The organism is Devosia crocina, from assembly GCF_900116545.1.
GTDB lineage: Bacteria > Pseudomonadota > Alphaproteobacteria > Rhizobiales > Devosiaceae > Devosia > Devosia crocina.
This window is the reverse complement of sequence record NZ_FPCK01000004.1, coordinates 193,379-215,068: the sequence shown is the minus strand read 5'-3', so window position 1 is coordinate 215,068 and position 21,690 is coordinate 193,379. Positions and strand designations below refer to the sequence as shown.

Sequence of the window (21,690 nt, the reverse complement as noted above, 5' to 3'; positions counted from 1 at the left end):
ACTCCGCCAAGGACTTCGTGTCTCACCATTCGACCAAGGTGCAAGGGTAGAGGCGAAAGGCACTGAGGCCAAATTGGGGACATGCAAGAAACTCCGTTCCTGCCCCAATACGTCCGCTCTGGCTTGGGTTCCGGCAGATGCAGAACGACTTGCGTCTCGCCTGTAGAACCCCGGATCAGGAGAGCCCGGAATCGGCCCGGAAGGATTTGAAGCTTTGGAGAGAACGGATGGAGCGCCCGTCATCGGTCGCGGCCAGATCGAGAATGACTGCATTGGCGATCGTCATCGGTACGACAAGGGACTGTGACTCGCCGACAGCACCGCGGGATATGGCGATATGGTGATCGGGGCCGGGATCGATTCTGGCGCCTCCCAGATCGGTGATGGCGAGGGTGCACGTACCCCGACTAGCAGCTATCGCCCGCACTTCCTTGAGAACCGGAACCGTGCGGCGAAAGGCGAACAGCCAGAGGACGTCGCTCTCCGACATCTCGACCAGCGCTTCAGGCAATTGGTGGAGCTGGCTGTTGAGGTCGACAGCAGAATAACCGGACCGGTTGAGCCGCAAAGCGACGAGTGCTGCCAGCGCGCCGAAATGGCCGCGCCCGAAGACGAAGACGCGTCGGGCCTTGCGGATCACTCCCGAAAACTGCCGGATTTCGCTATCCGACACAGCTGATCGCACCTGCTCGAGCGCTGCGATCTCGCTATCAAGAACGGAGGCGAGGACACCCCCGTCTCCGGCCTTGACGAGGCGCGCGGCCATCCGGGCTGCCGGGCTTTCGAAGTCGCCCGAGCCATCCATAAGGCTGGCCTGAATGAAGCTGCGAAATTCCGGATAGCCTGAAAACCCCAGTCGCCGCGCCAAGCGCACGGCAGAGGCAGGGTGAACGCCCGCCCGCGAGGAGACCACCGCGCCGTTTTCGATGGCGGCGCGAACCGGGTCCTGGGTTAGAACGCCAAGCAAGCGCTCGTCGGCTGGCGTCAGCCGGGCGGCGTGGCGGCTGATCAGCTCCCGCAAGGCGTGGGACACCGCGTCCTGACTATCGATCACGACAGATTCACCAGCCGGCCCGCTGCGTCGAAATAAAGCGCCTTCGACAAATCATATTCGACCCAGAGCGCAGCGCTAGGGGGCGGCACTTCGGATCGAGCACAGTTAAGGGTCAGCCGGCCCGCATCGCTCTCGCAATGAAGGATCACCGTTGCTCCGGTCATTTCCGAAAGAAGGATGCGCACCGGCAATCCCTTGCCCTGCGGCTCGCCCGTTCGCACCTTGAGATGTTCGGGACGAAGACCGATGGTGATCTCCTTGCCCCCAAGAGCCCCCGGCACGCGTTCGCTCGGTAAAAAGTTCATGGGCGGCGCGCCAAGGAAGCCGGCGACAAACCGGTGCGCCGGCCGGTCATAGATCGCTTCGGGCGTATCGAACTGCAGCAGGTGCCCATCCTTCATCACTGCGATGCGATCGGCAAGTGACAAGGCCTCGGTCTGGTCATGCGTCACATAAACCATGGTCGCGCCCAGCTGGCGGTGCAGTTCCTTGATCTCGGTGCGCATGGCAATGCGCAGCGCATTGTCGAGGTTGGAGAGCGGCTCGTCCATCAGGAAGATCGAGGTTTCCCGCGCCATCGCCCGGCCCATGGCGACGCGTTGGCGCTGCCCGCCGGAAAGCGCGGCCGGCTTGCGATCAAGATAGGGCGTCAGTTGCAGCGTATGTGCGACGCTATCGGCTCGGGCATTGCGTTCCGCCTTGGCCATACCCCGCAATTCCAAACCAAAGGCGATATTTTCCCGCACGCTCATATGCGGATAAAGCGCGTAGTTCTGGAAGATCATGGCGATGTCGCGATGCTGCGGGGGCAGGTCGTTGGCCCGCTGCTCGCCGATGCGAATTTCCCCGCTATCTGCCCGCTCAAGCCCCGCGATGAGTCGGAGCAGGGTAGATTTGCCACAGCCGGAAGGACCGACGATGACGATGAACTCACCCGCTTGGATCTGCATGGAAAGTCCGTGCAGGACCGGGCTGCCATTGGCATAGCTCTTGCGGATGTCGATCAGATCGACCGCGCTCATGACCGTGTCTCCCGCTGCTGGCGCATGGCAAGGGCGAGGCTAGGCCGATCGGTGGTGAAAACCTTGACCCTTAGATCGAGCGCCTTGTTGATCTGGGCAGCGCTGTGGGCAGCCCAACAGCCAAAGGAGATGCCGTTTTGGGTGAAAGCCGACATCAGCTCGGCGCTGGCATCATCGACATGGACGCCGATCTCGCCGATCCCCTTGTCGCGCATGATCTGGATCAGCGCCGCCGATCCCACCTGACGCAAAACCGGCGGGCTTACGAGCCAGAGGCTTGGCCGATCAGTGATTGCCCCGATTTCCTCCAGCGTTTCGAGCAGAAACGAGGAAAACCGCGTGCGCTCCAGCATGTTATGTGCCCGCAGTGTTTCAACGACCTTTGAAACAAAGTCTCGGTACGGAAGGCCGTCGCTCCCTGGTTTGAGCTCGCAGCGGAAATCGACGTGCGAGCCGGCATATATGGCGCAGAGTTCGGCCAGCGAGAGCGGATGTTCGCCGCCGCTGAAGTTGATGGTTGCCGCGCGCATCTCAGCTTCGCTGAGTTCTGCGATCACTCCGCTCCCGTCCGTCGTTCGATCCAGCGTTGCGTCGTGATGCACCATGATCGCGCCGTCCCGGGTGGGGTGCAGGTCGAATTCAACCTCTTCGAGTGCCATGGCAGCAGTGGCGCGGAAGCCCCGTGGCGTGCTGTCGCCAAATTCGAGCGTTCCCCCGCGGTGGGAAGCGATGCGTGTCATCGTCGGTTGTCCTTGATCGTTTTTCATTTGACGGCCCCCATGGTGATGCCGCGCACCAGGTGGCGCTCCACAAGGAAAAAGCCGAACAGCACAGGCAGGATGGTGATGGTGGAGGCAGCCATGACCAACGGCCAGTCGATCAGCCCTTCTCCCGGATTGATGCTGTAGAGTCGGGCCAGGCCGAGCTGCAGCGTGTAAAGGTCCTGCTTGCCCACTGCGACCAGCGGCCAGATATAGTTGTTCCACTCGCCCAGGAAGATATAGAGGCCCATCGAAAAAATGGCGGGGCGCGATATCGGCACGATGACACGCCAGAGCACCTGCAGCGGGGTGGCGCCATCCATATAGGCGGCCTCGTCGAGCGCCTTGGGTATCCCGCGGATATACTGGCGCAAAAAGAACGCTGCAAAACCATTGGAGATGGCTGGCAGCACCAGTCCCGCATAGGTGTCGAGCAGTCCGGCCCGGGCAAGCGTCAGATAGTTGGGAATAAGCGTGATGTGGCTCGGAATCATCAGTGTTGCCACCACCAGCCCGAACAGCAGGTCCCGCCCCTTGAAGTCGAACCGCGCGAAAGCGAAGGCGGCGGTTGTCGCCACCGCCAGGCCCGCGATGGTCACAAGGCCCGAGACAAGCAGGCTGTTGAAGAGATAGCGCGCGAAATTATACTGGCCGATGGCGGTAGCGTAGTTGCCGAGCGTGGGTTCAAACCCACCGGTATAGTAGGACTGCGCCGTCTGAAACGACATCCAGATCGAGTAAAGCACGGGCGACAGGAAGACGATGCCTGCGGCAATGGCGAGGGCGCTCAGTCCCTTGTCCTTAAGCTTCATAATGCACCTTACTTCCGACGATGCGGGACTTGAGGAGCGCGAGGACGATCAGCAGCGCAAAAAGGATGACGGCGAGCGCCGAGCCGGTGCCGATGTCGAACAGCACGAAACCGGTACGGTAGAGCAGGTGTACCAGCATGTCGGTGGCCCCGGCCGGCCCGCCGCGGGTCATGACGTTGATGATTGTAAAGACCTGAAAGGCCTCGATTACCGAAACGACCAGCAGGAAATAGGTCGTGGGCATGATCAGCGGCACGGTCACGCGCCGGAAAACCTGCCAGCGCTTGCCTCCGTCGATGGCGGCAGCGTCGTAAAGCTCCTGCGGAACCGCTTGCAGACCTGCGATGTAGATGATGACATCGTAACCCAACTGCTTCCAGGTGTTGATCAGGATCAGGACAAGCAGCGCCAGCGTAGGATCCTGCAGCCAAGGCATCTTGCCCAGGCCAAGGGCGGAGAGAAACGCATTGGCCAGCCCGTAATCGGTCGAAAACACCCAGGAAAAAACCACCGCGATGGACACGGTCGAGGTGATGGTGGGTAGAAACAGCGCTCCGCGCAGCACGCGCGAGCTTGCAGCCTCGCGCTTGAGATAACTCGCGATCGCCAGCGCCAAGGCAAGCCGCAGCGGCACCGAAACGACGGCAAAGATCGTCGTCACGCTCATCGAGTTCCAAAAGCTCTGGGAGCCGAGCAGCCGGGCGTAGTTGTCGAGCCCGACGAACGGCATGTCGGGCGACATGAAGTTCCAGGACCGAAAGCTCAGGTCGATGCTCGTGAAGATGGGAATATAGGTGAACACCGCAATAAACGCGAGAAGCGGCGCGACCAGAAGATAGGGCGTGAGCTTTGGGGACATGGCTTCAACGGGAAAGCGGCAGTGGACATCGCCCACTGCCTGATCGAACAAGGATGGCTCAGTTGCCGAGGCGGGCAGCTTCGGCGCGCGTGTCGGCGGCAAACTGGGTCATTGTCTCGGCAACGGGGCGTTGGCCGAGCGCCATGGCCTGCCACATGTCGTATTCGGTGGTGCGCATCCAGGTCACGACCGGCGTGCGGGCACGGCCATGGGCATGGGGCAGGGAGTTGATCGCCACATCGATGCCCGGCTGGCTGGCCAGCGCGTCGGCAGCGACCGGCAGCTCGGCCGAATTCTTGTTGATCGGCAGGTAGCCGGTGGCCGCAAACCAGATGGCGTTGGCTTCTGGCGACGCGGCATAGCTGACGAACTCATAGGCCGCATCCTGCACGTCCTGCTGCGAGGTCGCCATGATGCCGATCCCGGCGCCGCCGATGGGCACGGCGCAATCGGGATTGCAGGGCATGGGCAGAACGCCCAGCTTGTCGCCGAGCGCACTGCGCGAGCCGACATAGTTGCCTGTTGAGTTCATCATGATGCCGACCTTGCCGGCAAGAAAGGCATCCCGGCCATTGTCTTCTTCGGTCACGCCATCGGCCGAAGCGAGGCCTTCGGTGACAAGCGAAGCCATCCACTCATAGGCTTCAAGGGTCTTGGGATCATCGAGCAGGATTTCTCCGCTCATGGGATCTATCAGGTCGCTGCCATTGGCCATGACGAGGCCCCAGCGTGCGAACTGACCGGGGGCGGCGATGCCGGTAATCCCCTCCGCCCCAAGCGTTTCGTTCACGGAACGGGCTGCGGTCGTGATGGCATCGAACGTCTTGAGATCCGGCTCGCCCTCGATCCCGGCGCGTGCCAGAACGTCCTTGTTGTAGTAAAGAACCGGCGTCGAGGAGTTGAACGGCACGATGAAGTTCTTTTCGCCGATGACGCCGATCTGGCGGGCATAATCGTAGAGCTCGTCCTTGAGCGGATCGGCGTCGAAATAGGGCGTGAGATCGGCCAGAACGCCTGCGTCCGCAAAGAGGCCATAGCGCGTCACTTCAAGGATCACGGCATCCGGGCCCCGATTAGCCGGGATCGCCGCCTGCAGCCGCGCAACGATGTCATTGTAGTTGCCGACATATTCGGCTTCGATGTTGATTTCTGGATGCACCGCCTCGAAGTTGGCGACGATCTCGTCCAGCGCACGACCGTTGGCATTGTTGAAGCTATGCCAGAAGGTCACCGTCGTCTGAGCCTGTGCGGCAGTGGCGGAAACGGCCAGCACCAGGAGGCTGGCTGCAATCGAAGTGTGCAATTTGCGCGACATTTGGGTCTCCCTGCAATTGGAATTGCATGCGAGGGACCTAAAGCCTCTCCCCAACGCTTTGCTGACGGTTCTGCGAAACTTTGGTGACGTCGCGCCTCGTCAGCCCCGCGATGGGGAAATTCGCTCGGCGACAGGTGCGGGGCTGCCCATGTCCTGCGGCAGTGCAGCATCAGCCTCTGGCGCATAGCGCCGGGCAAGGTCTTCCGAAGCGCTGACCGCTGTGTAGTCCGCGACAGCAACGGTTGACCGGCCTGCTCTTCAAGTCGTTTGATATGCTGACTGATCGTTGATTGACGCAGGCTGAGGCGCTGGGAAGACAGGTGAAACTGCGCGTTTCGGCAACGGTGACAAGGCAGAGGTTGAGTGTAGGATTGATTGCGTCCTGCAGCGTAATCCTTGCTGTATCACCGCTTGGCGGCCTCTTGCCCAGCCGCACACACGCGGACTCATACAGCCACTGCCGGTCTCTTCTCACTGCGTTGGAAGGCCTGCAAGTGAAAGGGCCCCGGAGGGCCCTTCAGCTTAGCGAAATTTTTCGGCGCGTGGACTGGATTTGCCAGGGTTGGCCAGTTCATGGATTTCCGATCCATATCCCGGACCGTCGCCATCCCTTGCCTGCTCTTTGACATACTCGCCGCGAGAGGTTCCACCTGGATAGCAGTCCGTCTGATTGCAGGATTTGACTTCCTGCCCCCAATTGTTCTGCTGCGCCTGGACTGTTGCACCGCCCACCAGCACCAATACGGCAGCGATCACCATTGCTTTCATCATAAGTATCCTCGCTGTTTCGCCCTCAGCTCGATCCTAACCCACCCTCGCTTACGGGAGCGTGAGACAGAGATTAAGGGCAATGCCAGCCAGTCTCGATAAGCCGATCGGTCTAGACCCGGCCGAGGCGAGGCCGCCATCAGGCCTGGTGAACTGCGGCGAGCCCCTCAGGTCGTTTCCGTGACGACGAGATCGCTGAGCTGAACTGCGTCCTCGTCGCCCACCACGGCCACTGCGGCACTGGTGCCGAGATCGAAGGTCTGCTTTTCTTCAACGGGCAAGCCTTCACGCTGTCGGAGGCGCAGGAACACAAAGCCGATCAAGCTCGATTGTATTGCTGCATTGGCAAGGAAGAACCCCGTCGGACCCCAGATCTCGATGCTGAGCGAAGCCAGCATCGGGCCAATGGTCGAGCCGATGCCGTTCAACAGCAAAAGACCGGCCGAAATCTCCACATAGTCGGATCGCTCGGCAAAGTCGAACACGTGAGCCGCCGCAATGGCATAACTGGGCAGGAGGCCCGCACCGAAAGCCGCGGCAAGCCCAAGCCAATAGACCGGCGTGCCCGAGGTCAGCAACAGAACGACGCCAATGGCGGCACAGCAGGCGGCAAGCCCAATAAGCACCAGCCGCCGGTCGACGCGATCTGAAATCTTGCCGCTTGGCAGTTGTGCCAGGGCGCCACCCAGAACCGCGGCACTCATGAACAGGGCCGCGTCATTGATGCTGCCGCTGACCGTGCTGGCATAGGTCGGCGCCAGGGCCCAGAACGAACCGGTCGCCAACCCGATCAGAAAGATCGAAACCGTGCCCGTGGGCGACAGACGGAACATGCGCATGGGCCGGAAGCGGACAAAGGTGATCGGTGGCGGCTGGCTCGACCGCGTCATCACGATAGGCACGGCGGCCAGCGACATCAGAACCGAAGCGATGGAAAACAGCATGAACGAGGACGGCTGGAACAGCGTCACCATCATCTGCCCCAGGGTGATGACTGTGAAATTGACCGTCACATAGGTCGAGATCAGCACACCGCGCGTCTCGTTGGTGGCCTGGTCGTTGAGCCAGCTTTCGACCACGAGGTAAAGTCCGGCAAGGCAGAAGCCGGTGATCATGCGCAACCCGACCCACACCACCGCATCGATCGCCATGGGAAATCCGAGTGCGGCTGCCGAGGCGATAGCCACCAGTGCGGCAAAGGTACGGATATGGCCCACCCGCATGATCATCAGCGGCGTGAAGGCGCAGCCCAGCACGAAGCCGAAAAAATAGCCCGACCCCAAGAGCCCGATCTGGAAAGAGCTGAAGCCTTCCAGCCCACCCCGAATGGGCAGCAGCATCAGCTGCAAGCCATTGCCCATGATCAAAAAGGCGACGCTAAGCAGGATCGAGAGCGCAGCAAGGATCGGGGCGGGCTTTGCGAGGGGTTGCAAGAGGTCTCTCCGTGCCGGGGTAGGCGATCAGCTTGGAGCCTGACGCCTCCGGCGCCATCTCAGGGGATCAAAGCGCCTCGGCGCCGAACAGTTGCGTCTCAGCATGCAAGCACGGCATGCTGCCGGACCTTGTTCGCTACTTGAGAAGACCATCACGGGCAAATTCGGCCCAGCCGCGCAACCGGGGCCGCTCATCGTCGTCACGGTCCTTGGACGGAGGAGCGCGCCCGGCCTAGTCGCTCTTGCGCCGAACCCGCGCCCAAGCCGCTTCACGCCGCTTTTCCGCGGCGCGTTCGGCATCCGCTTCGCGCCATGCATCGACAAGCCCTTCGTCCCGGATGGTTGCGACATGTGCGGGGTCGAAGACATGGAAGGTGATGCTTCTGGCCCGTCCGCGCAGCTTCACCGTCTTTGTGCCGGCGCTCTGCAGGCGGCCATCGGCCAGCCAGCGCCGGCGTTCTCCTGCCTTGATCTCGAGAATGTCCTCGATTTCCCGCGGCAGCACCTGCCGCTGCCCGATCGTCGGCAGCCTTTCCCCGATGATCGCCGAGGCTCTGGCGAAATCCTGCTCGCTGCCGGCAGGCATGCGCATCTCGAGCCCGCCCTCAACCAATTGCAGGGATTTCTGGACAGCGCGGGGCAAATAGGTGCGCAATTCCTGCACTATGCCCTTGGCACGCACGGGCGATCCGAATGACGCCGATGGAGGTATGGCCCATTTGGCGACACAAGCAGTGATGTCTTCGAAGGGTATCTTGCTGGGCATGCCGGCCAGGTCTTTCAGGATTTCTCGTGGCGGCCGCTGATCCGATAAGGACCGGATCGAGTGGGCATGGATTTCGATTTCCAGCTCAGATGGATTCTATCCTGTTCGAGAAGATCATCGACCGCTGCATGGACCACATCCATATAGGTGCGCCACGCCTCGGGTTCTCCCTCGCTCTCGGCCAATTGTCGGGCCACTTCGCTGGGGCAGGTGGTTTTTCCTGCCCGGCGCCGGACAAAGCCCAGAATCCCGTCCCTTGCCTGCTGCCGCGCCTCGGTCCCCGACATCACGCTCACTATGGTGTCTACTTCTGCCACTGAAAGACGAACGCCCGGAAGACCCCAATGGTTCTACCCAGATGGGTCTACAGAGCCGCCTCGCGCTCAGGTGCCCGAAAGCATACGTGACATGCGCAGGGCATAACGATCCGTCATGCCCGAGGTGAAATCGGCAAGCGCATGCAGCGCCTGTGCCGGTGTGCCGATGTCGCGCAGATCGAGATCGAGCGCCCGCACCAGTTGCCGGCTGTGGTCCTTGAGCTTGTTGGCGTCCCAATCTACCCGCGCCAGGTCCTCATAGACTGGCAGGATGCCCGACATGACATTGCCCAGCGTACGCCGGCCCGAGAGTTCAAGCTCGGTCTTCCGGCGCGCCGTGAAGATCTGGTCGCGCGAAACCTTGCGGATCCTGTTGAACAGTTGCGCCAAAGGCCCCGCTTCGACAAGCGAACTGGAAAACGTGCCGCTCATGATCGCTTCATAGTGGCTGACAAAGGCCTCGACGCAACTGTCGATCGCCTTACCGATGCTCAAGGCGCGCAAAAGGGCGATGTGCTCGGCCTGGCTGTACCCTGTCACATCGCGATTGGGCTTGCCTGCGGCCTCATGCAACAGCTTCTTGACAACCTCGAACGGCAGTTCGCCGGTGGTGAAGGCGTCTTCCAGATCAACGATATTGTAGCAGATATCGTCCGCCGCCTCGACCACGAAGACGAGTGGGTGGCGCCGCCACCAGCACGTGCCGCCTTCGGCTTCTTCCACAAGCCCAAGGCTCGCAGCGACCTCGGCAAAGAGCGGCAGTTCGGCCCCGAAGATGCCGAATTTCTTCAGTCCGGCATAACCCGCCTTGTTGCCCGCTTTCAGCGTATCGAGCGTGCCAGCACTGACCGGATATTTGGTGAAGGCACCCAGCGTCGCCTTAGACAGCCGCATGCCTCCGGCATTGCGATACATTTCGAGCCGCGTGATGATGCGGAACCCCTGGGCATTGCCTTCAAACCGGATGAACTGTGAACGCAGCTCCGGCTCCAGATCACGCACAAGGCCCTGGTCGCTGTCGAACCGTTCGGCAAACCAGGCGCCCATGGCTTCTTCGCCTGAATGACCGAAAGGCGGATTGCCGATGTCATGAGCGACACAGGCTGCCTGGACCACATTGGCAAGGCTGCTCACGTCCTCAGGCTCGATATGCCCCTGCTGCTCCAGCCAGTGGCCGATCTTCATGGCGAGCGAGCGCCCCACGCTGCTCACTTCGATCGAATGGATCAGACGGTGGTGCACGTGGTCGTGCTCGTAAAGAGGCTGGACCTGGGTCTTGTTGGCGAGCCGTCGAAACGGGGCGGAAAAGACGATCCGGTCATGATCCTGCACGAAGATCGAGCGATTAAGGCCCGGCTGGTAGTTTTTGTCTCCCAGCCGTTCGCTGCACAGCAATTGGTTCCAGTTCATGCCCATCCCCGCAAAGATTTCGGCATGCCTACTATGGTCGGCGGCGCGGATCAAACTCACTATCCCCGGAGCTTGAACCAAGTGGCTCAGCACTCGTTGTTTTTGAGTGAGGAAGAGTGGCGCCGAGCAACGACCAGTCGGCGGTCTTCACCTTATTCTGGCGCGCGGGTTAACGTTGGAAGCGGGCGAATGTCGGGTCCACGTCGCAAACCACACAAACACCACGCAAAGGAGCGCACACATGCAGCTGGGAATGATCGGTCTAGGTCGCATGGGAGCCAATATGGTCCGGCGCCTGATGCAGGCAGGGCATCACTGCGTGGTGCATGATCTCGATCCGCAAAGCGTCGCCGATCTGGTTGCCGAAGGCGCGGTCGGTGCCGCCGATATAGGAGAGCTTCTGAGCAAGCTCGACAAACCCCGGGCCGTCTGGCTGATGCTGCCTGCCGCAATCACGGGCAGGATCGCGCGTCAGCTCGCCGCTCAGATGACGCCTGGGGACATTCTGATCGATGGCGGCAATTCCAACTATCGGGATGCCGTGGACCTGGCTGCCGAATTGGCGCCGGGGGGCATCGCCTATGTCGATGTCGGCACAAGCGGCGGCGTCTGGGGCCTTGAGCGCGGCTATAGCCTGATGGTGGGTGGCGCAGCCGACGCAGTGAAGCGGCTCGACCCTATTCTTGCAGCTCTCTCCCCTGGTCGCGATGGTACGGGCGGGACGCCCGGCACCGAAGATACCGCCAGCCAGGGCTATCTCCATTGCGGCCCGGCCGGGGCCGGACACCTCGTCAAGATGGTGCACAACGGCATTGAATACGGCATCATGGCCGCCTATGCCGAAGGCCTCAACATCCTCAAGGCAGCCAATGCCGGCAGCGAAGAGCGCGCGGTGGATGCCGAGACCGCGCCCCTCCACAATCCCGAATACTACCGCTTCGATATCGACCTTGCCGCAGTCACCGAGGTGTGGCGGCACGGCAGCGTGATCGGATCGTGGCTGCTGGACCTGACGGCCCAGACTCTCAAGGATGATGCCAGTTTGTCCCGTTTCGGCGGCAAGGTTTCCGATTCAGGAGAAGGCCGCTGGACGCTCCAGGCCGCCATCGAAACCGGCGTCCCGGCGCCGGTCCTTTCTTCTGCGCTCTTTAATCGCTTTGCCTCGCGCGACAACGATGCCTTTGCCAACAAGCTTCTCTCGGCCATGCGCTACTCATTCGGTGGACACGAAGAAAAATAAGCGCCGCCCGCCAGTGCAATGGCGCGATCCGGCTTTGTTTCGACTAGAGGCGCAAGGTGTGAGCCTGCGCACGATCCCCGCCGGCGCGACCTCAGGGCCACTTGCGGCGCGCCGCCGGGGCCCACATATTCATCCTATGGCCAAGGATTCCCGACCCAGTCCCACCAAGAGCGCAACCCCGCCCCTACGCGGCGAGGTCAGGAGCGATATCGCCGCCTTCGTGGAAAAGGTTGGCGCCATGGGCCGGCCCAATAGCGGAGAGGATGGGCGGTTGCTGTTTGCACTCGATGCCACCATGAGCCGCCAGCCCACCTGGGATCTCGCCTGCCAGCTCCAGGCCGAGATGTTCCGCGCCATTCCCAAGCCAAGCGCACTTCAGGTGCAGTTGCTCTATTTCCGCGGCTTCGGCGAATGCCGCGCCAGCAAATGGGTGCGCGACGGGGAAGCGCTGGCAACCCTGATGAGCCGCATCGATTGCCGCGGCGGGCACACCCAGATCGGCAAGGTCTTTGCCCATGCCCGGTCCGAGCGCGCCAAGCAGAAGATCGATGCCGTGATCTATGTGGGCGACGCCATCGAGGAAAACGTCGATGACCTCGCTGAGAAAGCAGGACAGCTGGGCCTTTTGGGCCTGCCGCTTTTCATTTTCCAGGAGGGCAGCGATAGCCGCGTGGAAGCCGCTTTCCGCGACTTCGCTCGCCTCAGTAAGGGCGCTTATGCCCGGTTCGACGCTTCGGCACCGGGTCAACTGGCCGATCTGCTCAAGGCTGTTGCGGCTTATGCCGGCGGAGGCAAGGCTGCGCTGAAACTGCAATCGAGTGCGCAGGCGCGCGCTCTTCTAGCGCAGTTGCCCTGATGGGCTACGTTTTTCTTGGCGCCTTGGCGCTTCTTGCAGGGCTCGCCGCCTATAATCACATCAGCAAACTTTCGCCGCGGGTGCGCATGCGTGCCCTGCGCTGGCTCGTTGTCGGCGGTGGCTTTCTTCTTGCCGGGTTCATGTTGGTCGCGAGGCGCTTTGATCTGGCGCTGTTTCTGGGGGTAACCGCCTTCGCGGTGCTGCGGACCGGCAAGCTGGGGCCTTTCTCCTTCGATGCTCCCGAGGGCGCTTCGGGCAATGTCTCCGAAGTTCGCAGCTATCGCTTCGCTATGGAACTCGACCACGATACCGGCGCTGTTCATGGCCGGGTGCTTAATGGTCAGTTCGCGGGCATGGACTTGATGGATCTGGACGAGTGGGAAACGCGAACCCTTCTCGCCGAGATCGAGGGCGACCAGGACAGCTTGAGCCTTCTTGAGAGCTGGCTCGATGTCAATCGCAGCGGCTGGCGCGAATATTTCGCCGGGGACTCTGCGGACGAGTCTTCAGGACAGACCAGCCATTCCGATCCCATTGCCGAGGCTTATGACGTGCTCGGCCTCGCGCCGGGAGCAGGCGCCGAAGAAATCCGCGCCGCTCATCGCGAACTGATGAAAGCGCTCCATCCTGATCATGGCGGCTCGAGCTATCTGGCAGCCAAGATCAATCAGGCTCGCGATACCCTGCTCGATTCCGTCCGCAAAGAGTAGAATGGCAGCCCACGGAAATGTGCCCACTCAACGCCTGATGTAGAAAACCCCATCAGGCCCGCGCCAAGCGGCGGGTACTGTGAGAGGCAGGTTGATCTGGCTGGCAAGCATATATTTGGCGGGAGGCGGCCCTTGTCCGCTTGCATGCGGGCCGCGCCCGGCTATGGTCTCTTCGCCCATGCCTGCCGTGTCCGCATCGCCAAACATGCGGGGGCTACCGGCTGGTATGGTGAGCCAGCTCCTTGAGGAAACGCGAGTCGACCTTTTTGCCGCATAGCACGAAAAAACCTCTGCTCCTCGCGGGCGCCGGCCTTGCAAGTGCGTTAATCGCGGCGCGCCTCTCCCATAGCCATCCCGATCAGCCCATCACCATTCTTGAAGGTGCGGCTGCCGGCTTTGGCGAACACACCTGGTCCTTTCACATTGCCGATACCCGGCCAGATGACCTGGCTTGGCTCAATCCGCTGATTGCCCATCGCTGGTCCGGGCAATCCGTGCGCTTCGTCGCTCTCGACCGGCATCTGACCTCGGGCTATGCCTCGCTCACCTCCTCTTCCGTGGCAAAGGCTGTTGCCGCCTTGCCCAATGTCACGCTGCTGACCCATGCTGCCGTTTCCGCGCTTGCGGCGGGATCGGTCACGCTTGCGGATGGACGGGTGATCGAGGCCGAAGCGGTTGTCGATTGCCGCGGCTACCGCCCGAGCAAGGCGCTGGTGCTCGGCTACCAGAAATTTGTCGGCCTCGAAGTCGAACTTGACCACCCCCATGGCCTCACCGATCCCGTGATCATGGATGCGTCGGTTAGCCAGCTCGACGGCTATCGCTTCGTATATCTCCTGCCTTTCTCCCCCACCCGCGTGCTGATCGAAGACACCCGATATGCCGATGGCGAGGCGCTCGACCGGGATCAGCTTGCCGCCGATATCCGCCACTATGCCCAAGCGCGGGGCTGGTCGATCGCCGCTGTCGTCCGTGAGGAGGATGGTATTCTTCCCATCGCACTGGCCCATGATTTCGATCGGTTCTGGGCGGAACATCCTGCCGACATCCCCCAGGCGGGCATGCGTGCCGGGTTGTTCCACCCTACCACCGGCTATAGTCTGCCCGAGGCTGTGCGCGTCGCCAATCTGATCGCGGCGCACTGGCCTGGTGCCAGTGCGCCGTTGGCGAGAGCCATTCGCGACCATGCGCGTATCCGGCACCGTCAGCAGGGCTTCTATCGTCTGCTCAATCGCATGCTGTTCCGCGCTGCCCGTCCCGAGCGCCGCCATCTCGTGCTGCAGCGGTTTTACAGATTGCCGCAGCCGGTGATCGAAAGGTTCTATGCCGGACGAAGTACACCGGGCGACATCGCTCGCATCCTCGTCGGGAAGCCTCCCGTGCCCATCCATCGCGCGCTTGCCTGTCTTAGCGAAGCGCCACTGTTGAAAGCAGAAAAAGCGTGACCAGCACACAAAGGACAGCAGCCGTCATCGGTGCCGGTTTCGGCGGGCTTGCCCTCGCCATAAGATTGCAGAGCGCTGGGATCAGCACGACTCTGTTTGAAAAGCGCGACAAGCCCGGTGGGCGTGCCTATGTCTATACCGACAATGGCTTCACCTTTGATGCCGGCCCAACCGTCATTACCGATCCTGACTGTCTCGAGCAGCTCTGGGCGCTCACGGGTCGTAAGCTCTCGGATTATGTAACGCTCCTGCCGGTAAAGCCTTTTTACCAGTTGTGCTGGGAAGACGGCTATCGCTTCGATTACGCCAATGATCAGGCAGAGATCGACCGGCAGATCGCGGCTAAGTCGCCCGCCGATGTCGAGGGATACCACCGCTTCCTGCGCTATTCAGAAGATCTTTATCGCGAAGGCTACGAAAAGCTCGGCACGGTGCCGTTTCTTAATTTCTGGTCCATGATCAAGGCCGCGCCACAGCTCGTGCGCCTTGAGAGCCATCGCAGCGTTTATTCAAAGGTCAGCCAGTTCATCAAGGACGACCAGCTGCGCCAGGCCTTCAGCTTCCATTCGCTGCTGGTGGGCGGCAATCCGTTTCAGACGTCCTCGATCTATGGGCTGATCCATGCGCTCGAGCGCAAGGGCGGCGTATGGTTTGCCAAAGGCGGCACAGGCGCCCTGATTGCTGGCATGGTGCGGCTATTCCAGGATCTGGGTGGCACGCTGCACCTTAATGCCGAGATTGACCGGATCGAGATCGAGGACGCGCGGGCGAAGGCTGTATTGCTGCGATCCGGCGAACGGCACGCCTTTGATCAGATTGCCTCCAATGCCGATGTGGTCCACACCTATAAGCACATGATGCGCGGCACGCAGCGCGGCGAGACCAATGCCAAGGCGCTCGAGGCCAAGCGCCACTCCATGTCGCTTTTTGTCATCTATTTCGGGCTCAAGACCACCCATCCCGAACTCAAGCATCACATGGTGCTGTTCGGCCCGCGCTATCGCGAGCTGATCTCGGAAATCTTCAGTGCCCATGGACTGGCCGACGATTTCTCGCTCTATCTCCATGCCCCTTCGGTTACTGATGACAGTCTCGCACCGGAAGGATCGAGTGCCTACTATGTACTCTCGCCCGTGCCGCATCTGGGAACCGCCGATATCGACTGGGCAGTGGAGGGCCCGAAATATCGCGATCGCATCCTGCAATATCTCAATGATCGCTATATCCCAGGCCTGCTCGATGATCTCGTGACCGTCCGGCATTTCACCCCGTTCGATTTCCGCGACGAACTCAATGCCCATCTGGGTTCGGCCTTCTCGGTCGAGCCGATCCTCACCCAAAGCGCCTGGTTCCGCCCGCATAATCGCGACGACGCGGTGCCCAACCTTTATATTGTCGGAGCCGGTACGCATCCGGGCGCCGGCATTCCCGGCGTCGTCGGGTCCGCCAAGGCGACGGCTGGTCTGATGATCGAGGACGCCAGGGCATGAGCGACGCCGTCATCGCCAATAGCGAGGTCAGCATCGCCCAGGGCTCGCAAAGCTTTGCCGCCGCAGCGCGCCTTTTCAGCAGAGAGACGCGGGACGACGCGGTCATGCTCTATGCCTGGTGCCGGCATTGCGATGACGTAGTGGACGGGCAAACGCTCGGGCACGAGCAGGACGAGAATTTCCGCGCCGGGCAACGGGAGCGCCTGGATCTCCTGCGCGCGCAAACCGCCTCGGCCCTTGCCGGCGAGCGCACCGGCGACCCGGTCTTTGAGGCCCTTCGCCGGGTGGTCGAGCGGCATCAGATCCCGCACCGCCATCCCCAGGAACTGCTTGCCGGCTTCGAAATGGACGTGGCCAATCGGGACTATCGCACCATCGGCGACACGCTGGAATATTGCTACCATGTTGCCGGGGTCGTCGGCGTGATGATGGCGATGATCATGGGGGTTCGGGACCCGCGCACGCTCGACCGCGCCAGCGATCTCGGCCTTGCCTTTCAGCTCACCAATATCGCGCGCGATATTGTCGATGATGCGCGGATGGGCCGGGTCTATGTACCGGAGGAGATTCTTGCCCGCCATGGCATCAGCCAGATCGATCCGGACAATCGCAGCCAATGGCCGGCGCTCCATGCTGCCGCGCTCGAGCTTCTCGATCTTGCGGAACGCTACTATGCCTCGGCCTATATCGGCATGTCGTCGCTGCCGCCGCGCTCCGCCTGGGCAATCGGAGCTGCGCGCCGCGTTTATCGCGCCATAGGCACCAAGCTGCGCAATGGTGGTCCCTCGGCCTGGCAGCAGCGCGTCTCGACCACGAAAGGCGAAAAGATCGGGCTCCTCTCGCTTGCGCTGGCCGATGTGGCCGCCACCCGCTTCGTCCGGCCCGGAGCGGCCCGCACCGGGCTTTGGCAGCGCCCTTGATCAGTGCGCCTCTGGGCGCCCATCATCGTCCTTGAGCGCAGTTTGGTCAAAGCCGCGCTTGTTCTGGTGCAGCTTTTTGACCAGGCGCTCGACCGGCTCGGCATAAACGAAGCCGAACGACACGCAGCCATCGCGCCCTTCCACGGCATGGTGAAGCCTGTGCGCCTGGTAGACCCGCTTCAGGTAGCCCTTGCGCGGGATATATTTGAACGGCCAGCGCTGGTGCACCAGCCCATCGTGGAAGAAGAAGTAAAGCACGCCATAAATCGAGATGCCGACCGCGATCCACCAGATCGGCCAGAACCAGGTGGCGCCCAGCCAAAACAGGAACACGGCGAAGAACGCGAAGGCCACGGCGTAAAGATCGTTCTTTTCGAGCGCTTCGTCGTGGGGTTCATGATGCGATTTGTGCCAGCCCCAACCCCAGCCATGCATGATGTGCTCATGCGACCAGGCGGCAAACCATTCCATGAAAACGACGGTACCCACCACAAGCAGGGCAGGGACCAGATAATGCAGCACGCTTTCGATCATCGGTATCAAGTCACTTTGGTCTTCAGGGCCGTTCGACGATAGGCCGGCAGTTTCCACCACGGTACCCAGGGCGCGTCGTGATGCTCATGATGATAGCCGAAGTGGAAGCAGGTCAGCAAAGACATCAGCGGAGAAAAGTCGTTGCTGCGCGCCCGGTGGTCGTCCCGGAACGGTTCTTCGTCTACCCGGTGGGGACGGTAGGTGCCGAAATAGAAAAGCTGCAGCGAGGACAGGATTGCCGGCAGCGCCCAGAAGACCAGCATGGTAGGAAAGCGCTCGCGCAGGATGAGTAGGTAGATCACGACGGCAATGGTCAGGATGCCGAATTCGCGCCAGCCGAAATAGTGCCGGAAGAACTTGAGATACCACGGCCAGAAGCTTGAGGAATGCGCGTCATCGAAATCGGGATCGTCTGGCGTTCCGGCATTTCGGTGATGAGCGTGGTGGTTCTCGTAGAGCTTCTCATAGGAAAAACCGGCGTAAACGAAGACGCAGAACCGTCCGATGGCGCGGTTGAGCACGGGAAATTGGGGCGCCAGCGTTCCGTGCATGGAATCATGAGCGACGATGAACATACCCACGCTGAGCCAGCACTGCAGCGCAATGACCAGCGGCGCGGCCAGCCAGAGGCCGTTGCTCGTCCAGTCGACGAAAAAGATCGCCCCAACGTGCACCGTAAGCCAGGATGCGATCACCAGCCCGGCCAGAACGAGGCCCGTGGCCGTATCGGTTCCGCTCAGGCGTTTCTCGTTCACCGCAAGTGTCATCACGCGCTCCTTCAGAGCCGCAGGCGCAATCTTGAAACCAGAAGTGCCAGAAGTACACTAGATGAGGCTACGACCACCAGCCAGCACAATTCGGGCAGCAGGCTCGGCAGCGTTTCACCACGCCAGAGCACGCCATGATAGGCTTCGATCGTCCAGGCATTGGGCGTATACCAGCCGATATCCTGCAACCATGGCGGCATCATGAAGCGCGGCACCATGGATCCGCCCATGGCCGAACAAACGAGCACGATAAAGGTCGCGATCGTATGAGCCTGCTGTTTGGTCGTGCAGGAGGCGGCAACGGCAAGCCCGAGCCCGGACGCGGCGAGCGCCGCGGCCAGCGAGGTCAGAAGCCAAAGCGGAAGATAGGGCAGCACGTCGACGCCATAAACGATCCCGGCCACAAGAAAGATCAGCGCCACCTGCACGACGCCCTGAACAGTTAGAAACAGGAACTTGCCCAAGACCACGACATCGGTTCCCGCGGGGCCAACGGCAACGCGATCGACAATACCGGAATGGCGCTCCTCGATCAGCGTTGCCGAACTCTGCATGGCGGAAAACAGCAGAAACAGGATCGCCACTGCTCCGGCATAATAGGTGATGGTCGCCGTCGAACTGCCCTCTGGGCCGATGGTGCGGGTTTCTACGAGCCCTGCCTGGCTGGTATCCCCGTCAGGCTCCACGCCCAGTTCGGCGATGGCCGCTGAAAGCCGGGCCGACTGCTCCGGCGTAAAGCCGCCCACAATGGATTCGATGGCCGGTGCCGAGCGCGCCAAGGCCAGGTCCGGCATTTCCAGTCCGATCAGGCGCTGCACCTGTCCCGAAAGAATGGCTCCGGCAAGAATTTTTGCCGGATCGACCAACACCAGCACGGGGGAGGTGGCCGTTTCGCCAAGGTCGGGAGCCAGAACCAGTCCGACATCGGCCTGCCCGCCATCCACCAGCCGGTTGGCTTCTGCGGCGCTGCCCAGCGTGTCGTCGAGGATGCGCAAGGAGGGTTCGGCCCGCAGCGCCGTTTCGAGCCGCTCCGTCAGCGCCGAAGGTTGGGTGACGGCAAGTGCTACCTGCAGGCGCATCTGGTCGCCCGCCGCTCCGGAAAAAATCGCGGCAAAGATCACGAAAATTGTCGGGGGCAACAAAAAGGCCATGGCCAGTGCGCCCCGGTCGCGAAGCAGGCTCAAGGTCATCACGCGCAGCATGGCAAAGATCATGCGGCGGTTTCCTCTGGGGCTGAAGCGGATTCACGCGACAGGTGGATGAAGAGGCTATCAAGGCCCGGCTCTCGAAAGCGGATTTCGCGCGTGCTGAGCCCCGCCCGTTCAAAGGCTTCAGCAAGAGCGGCCGCCGAGCGGTCGGCTTCCTGCCCGATCCGCGACCAGCTCAAGCTGCCATTGGAGGGCGAAAATCCGCTTTTGTCGAGCGCGCGCGCCTGCGCCGGGGTCGGGTTCTGGCGCAGTTCGATGATGATCTCGCGCTGTCCCCGGAACGTCTCGTCGATCAGTGCGCGCGGATTTCCCTGCGGCGCGATCACGCCCCCGCGCAAAAAGCCGACGCGGGCACAAAGCAATTCGGCCTGGTCGAGATCGTGCGTTGCCAGCAAAACGCCCATGCCCGCCTGGCTCAACTGCTGGATCACGTCGTGAAGGCCGTTGCGTGCATCGACATCGACCCCCACCGTCGGCTCATCGAGAATCAGGAGATCGGGGCGATGCAGGATCGCGGCGGCGATATTGACCCGGCGCTTCCATCCGCCCGAAAGAATGTCGATGCGCTCGTCGAGCCGTTCCCGGATATTGGCGGCTTCGCTCGCCCATTCCATGGCGGACAGGGCTTGCGGCCGGGTGAGGCCTGAAAGCTGTCCGAACACTTCGAGGTTTTCCCGCGCCGTCAGGTGCGGATAAAGCGCGATGTCCTGCGGCACGAGACCGATACGGCGCAGGCTCTGGCGGCTGACCGGCTGGCCGACAATGCTGACCTGGCCCGCGATCGGCTTGAGCCTGCCGCAAATGGTGCGGATCAGCGTGGTCTTGCCCGCCCCGTTCGGCCCAAGGAGCCCGAAGATTTCGCCCTTGGTGACCTCGAGATCGAGTCCGCGCAGAACCTCGCGCTTGCCATAGCGGATTTTCAGGCCGGCCACCGAGAGGGCCGCGGGCAATAAATTCATTGGGCGGCGGCCTTGCGGGTCGCAAACAGGCGCTGCATCAGCTCAAGTATGGGCGCAGGGGTTACCCCGCTTTCGGCAAGGGCGCTCTCGGCATTGCTGAGGTGCTCCTGGCAACTCATCCGCGCCTGACTCGCTCCAAAGAGCGAGACGAGCGTTGCCTTGTCGCCATCCTTGTGCACGTCCTTGCCCGCTTCGCTTGTCGAGGCATCCTGGTCGAGGAGATCATCGGCCGTCTGGAACGCAACGCCAAGATGGCGCGCGAAGCGGCGAACCGCATCGAGTCGCTTGTCTTCGAGCCCGCCCAGAACCGCGCCCATTTCTGCCGCAGCCACAAACAACACGCCGGTCTTGAGCCAGTTGAGCTCTTCGATCTGGTCTGCGTTCTTGAGCTGCTGCCGGCCGTTGACGTCGATTTCCTGCCCCGCCACAAGGCCATCCCAGCCCACCGCGTCCGAAAGCAGCGCGGCGAGGCGCACGCGTGTCGGCTCGGGCACCTCGTCGAGTTCGGCAACAATGCCGAAGGCCCGGGTCAGAAGGCCAATGGCGGCCAGAATGGCGGTCGACTGGCCGAAAGCGATATGAGTGGTCGGCCGCTGCCTGCGGATCTGGGCGTCGTCCATGCAGGGCAGGTCGTCCAGAATAAGCGAAGCGGTATGCACCATTTCCACCGCACAGCCGAGATCGAGCGCACAAAGCCGCTGCCTCGGGCTCGGTTCGGCAATCAGATAAAGCAGCACCGGCCGCACGCGCTTGCTCTTGCCGAGCAGTGCATGGCGGACCGCCTGCTGCAGGTTGAGCGGCACGCCAGGCAGCGTTCCCACCAGCATTTCGAGCCGCTGTTCGACCGCTTCGCGCACGTCAGAAAGATCTTCACAGATCCTGAAATCTGCGGTTTCGAAGTCGATTGAGGCGTCGCATAACGTCATCGATCAGGGTCCCGTAGTTGACCAAGCATAGCGAGTGAACCGGATTTCCGTCCAGCGCGTAATTGCGCACATATCCGGCTAGGGCATCGTGTTGCAGGGCGGCCTCCTGCTATAGGCT

At 61.8% G+C, this 21,690-nt stretch carries 22 protein-coding genes and 1 pseudogene; 6 read left to right on the top strand and 17 right to left on the bottom strand.

Annotated features, from left to right (window positions below; genetic code table 11):
* Nucleotides 1-175 precede the first annotated feature (175 nt).
* From BM364_RS17070 to dgt, 12 genes and pseudogenes are all read right to left on the bottom strand, one after another.
* Nucleotides 176-1,054: a MurR/RpiR family transcriptional regulator gene (locus BM364_RS17070; protein WP_342028868.1), complete on the bottom strand. Its 879-nt coding sequence runs from the start codon at nucleotides 1,052-1,054 to the stop codon at nucleotides 176-178.
* Nucleotides 1,051-2,076 (bottom strand): ABC transporter ATP-binding protein, encoded by a 1,026-nt coding sequence (locus tag BM364_RS17065; protein WP_092426728.1) that lies wholly within the window; start codon nucleotides 2,074-2,076, stop codon nucleotides 1,051-1,053. The genes BM364_RS17070 and BM364_RS17065 overlap by 4 nt, the downstream gene beginning before the upstream one ends.
* On the bottom strand, nucleotides 2,073-2,816 hold the full coding sequence (locus BM364_RS17060) for a glycerophosphodiester phosphodiesterase family protein (protein WP_092427258.1): 744 nt from the start codon (nucleotides 2,814-2,816) through the stop codon (nucleotides 2,073-2,075). The genes BM364_RS17065 and BM364_RS17060 overlap by 4 nt, the downstream gene beginning before the upstream one ends.
* 23 nt (nucleotides 2,817-2,839) lie before the next feature.
* On the bottom strand, nucleotides 2,840-3,649 hold the full coding sequence (locus BM364_RS17055) for a carbohydrate ABC transporter permease (protein WP_092426726.1): 810 nt from the start codon (nucleotides 3,647-3,649) through the stop codon (nucleotides 2,840-2,842).
* Nucleotides 3,639-4,508 carry a carbohydrate ABC transporter permease gene (locus BM364_RS17050; protein ID WP_092427255.1) on the bottom strand — a complete coding sequence of 290 codons (870 nt, stop codon included), beginning with the start codon at nucleotides 4,506-4,508 and terminating at the stop codon, nucleotides 3,639-3,641. Before BM364_RS17050 ends, BM364_RS17055 begins: the two co-directional genes overlap by 11 nt.
* Before the next feature lie 58 nt (nucleotides 4,509-4,566).
* Nucleotides 4,567-5,823, bottom strand: coding sequence for an ABC transporter substrate-binding protein (locus tag BM364_RS17045; RefSeq protein ID WP_092426724.1), 1,257 nt, complete (start codon nucleotides 5,821-5,823; stop codon nucleotides 4,567-4,569).
* Nucleotides 5,736-6,179 (bottom strand): helix-turn-helix domain-containing protein, encoded by a 444-nt coding sequence (locus tag BM364_RS17040; protein WP_092426721.1) that lies wholly within the window; start codon nucleotides 6,177-6,179, stop codon nucleotides 5,736-5,738. The genes BM364_RS17045 and BM364_RS17040 overlap by 88 nt, the downstream gene beginning before the upstream one ends.
* Nucleotides 6,180-6,345: 166 nt before the next feature.
* Entirely contained in the window at nucleotides 6,346-6,594 is a 249-nt protein-coding gene (locus BM364_RS17035; protein ID WP_139232619.1) for a hypothetical protein, read from the bottom strand.
* A 164-nt stretch (nucleotides 6,595-6,758) separates the two neighbouring features.
* Complete coding sequence (locus BM364_RS17030) at nucleotides 6,759-8,024, bottom strand: MFS transporter (protein WP_092426717.1); 1,266 nt, start codon at nucleotides 8,022-8,024, stop codon at nucleotides 6,759-6,761.
* 136 nt (nucleotides 8,025-8,160) lie between these two features.
* Nucleotides 8,161-8,790 (bottom strand): annotated as a pseudogene (locus BM364_RS17025) (hypothetical protein).
* 14 nt (nucleotides 8,791-8,804) lie between these two features.
* On the bottom strand, nucleotides 8,805-9,077 hold the full coding sequence (locus BM364_RS17020) for a DUF3253 domain-containing protein (protein WP_092426714.1): 273 nt from the start codon (nucleotides 9,075-9,077) through the stop codon (nucleotides 8,805-8,807).
* A gap of 96 nt (nucleotides 9,078-9,173) precedes the next feature.
* Nucleotides 9,174-10,571, bottom strand: a complete 1,398-nt coding sequence (dgt, locus tag BM364_RS17015) for a dGTP triphosphohydrolase (RefSeq protein ID WP_244542935.1) — start codon at nucleotides 10,569-10,571, stop codon at nucleotides 9,174-9,176.
* Nucleotides 10,572-10,623: 52 nt separating this feature from the next.
* Here dgt and gnd point away from each other — a divergent pair, with 52 nt between their 5' ends.
* The 6 genes from gnd (at nucleotide 10,624) to BM364_RS16980 (ending at nucleotide 17,178) form a co-directional block, all read left to right on the top strand.
* Nucleotides 10,624-11,757: a phosphogluconate dehydrogenase (NAD(+)-dependent, decarboxylating) gene (gene gnd / locus BM364_RS17010; protein ID WP_244542934.1), complete on the top strand. Its 1,134-nt coding sequence runs from the start codon at nucleotides 10,624-10,626 to the stop codon at nucleotides 11,755-11,757.
* 136 nt (nucleotides 11,758-11,893) lie between these two features.
* Nucleotides 11,894-12,613, top strand: a complete 720-nt coding sequence (locus BM364_RS17005; protein WP_092426712.1) for a hypothetical protein — start codon at nucleotides 11,894-11,896, stop codon at nucleotides 12,611-12,613.
* On the top strand, nucleotides 12,613-13,323 hold the full coding sequence (locus BM364_RS17000) for a J domain-containing protein (RefSeq protein WP_092426710.1): 711 nt from the start codon (nucleotides 12,613-12,615) through the stop codon (nucleotides 13,321-13,323). The genes BM364_RS17005 and BM364_RS17000 overlap by 1 nt, the downstream gene beginning before the upstream one ends.
* A gap of 242 nt (nucleotides 13,324-13,565) precedes the next feature.
* Complete coding sequence (gene crtY / locus BM364_RS16990) at nucleotides 13,566-14,768, top strand: lycopene beta-cyclase CrtY (protein ID WP_244542932.1); 1,203 nt, start codon at nucleotides 13,566-13,568, stop codon at nucleotides 14,766-14,768.
* On the top strand, nucleotides 14,765-16,258 hold the full coding sequence (locus BM364_RS16985) for a phytoene desaturase (protein ID WP_092426704.1): 1,494 nt from the start codon (nucleotides 14,765-14,767) through the stop codon (nucleotides 16,256-16,258). Before crtY ends, BM364_RS16985 begins: the two co-directional genes overlap by 4 nt.
* On the top strand, nucleotides 16,255-17,178 hold the full coding sequence (locus tag BM364_RS16980) for a phytoene/squalene synthase family protein (RefSeq protein ID WP_092426702.1): 924 nt from the start codon (nucleotides 16,255-16,257) through the stop codon (nucleotides 17,176-17,178). The genes BM364_RS16985 and BM364_RS16980 overlap by 4 nt, the downstream gene beginning before the upstream one ends.
* Here BM364_RS16980 and BM364_RS16975 read toward each other — a convergent pair whose 3' ends face one another.
* The 5 genes from BM364_RS16975 to BM364_RS16955 are packed head-to-tail and all read right to left on the bottom strand — an operon-like array spanning nucleotide 17,179 to nucleotide 21,572.
* Nucleotides 17,179-17,712, bottom strand: coding sequence for a sterol desaturase family protein (locus tag BM364_RS16975; RefSeq protein WP_244542931.1), 534 nt, complete (start codon nucleotides 17,710-17,712; stop codon nucleotides 17,179-17,181).
* A 5-nt stretch (nucleotides 17,713-17,717) separates the two neighbouring features.
* Complete coding sequence (locus BM364_RS16970) at nucleotides 17,718-18,479, bottom strand: fatty acid desaturase (protein ID WP_092426700.1); 762 nt, start codon at nucleotides 18,477-18,479, stop codon at nucleotides 17,718-17,720.
* An 11-nt stretch (nucleotides 18,480-18,490) separates the two neighbouring features.
* On the bottom strand, nucleotides 18,491-19,693 hold the full coding sequence (locus BM364_RS16965) for an ABC transporter permease (RefSeq protein ID WP_092426699.1): 1,203 nt from the start codon (nucleotides 19,691-19,693) through the stop codon (nucleotides 18,491-18,493).
* Nucleotides 19,690-20,646 carry an ABC transporter ATP-binding protein gene (locus BM364_RS16960; protein ID WP_092426697.1) on the bottom strand — a complete coding sequence of 319 codons (957 nt, stop codon included), beginning with the start codon at nucleotides 20,644-20,646 and terminating at the stop codon, nucleotides 19,690-19,692. Before BM364_RS16960 ends, BM364_RS16965 begins: the two co-directional genes overlap by 4 nt.
* Nucleotides 20,643-21,572, bottom strand: coding sequence for a polyprenyl synthetase family protein (locus BM364_RS16955; RefSeq protein ID WP_092426695.1), 930 nt, complete (start codon nucleotides 21,570-21,572; stop codon nucleotides 20,643-20,645). The genes BM364_RS16960 and BM364_RS16955 overlap by 4 nt, the downstream gene beginning before the upstream one ends.
* Between the last annotated feature and the right edge of the window lie 118 nt (nucleotides 21,573-21,690).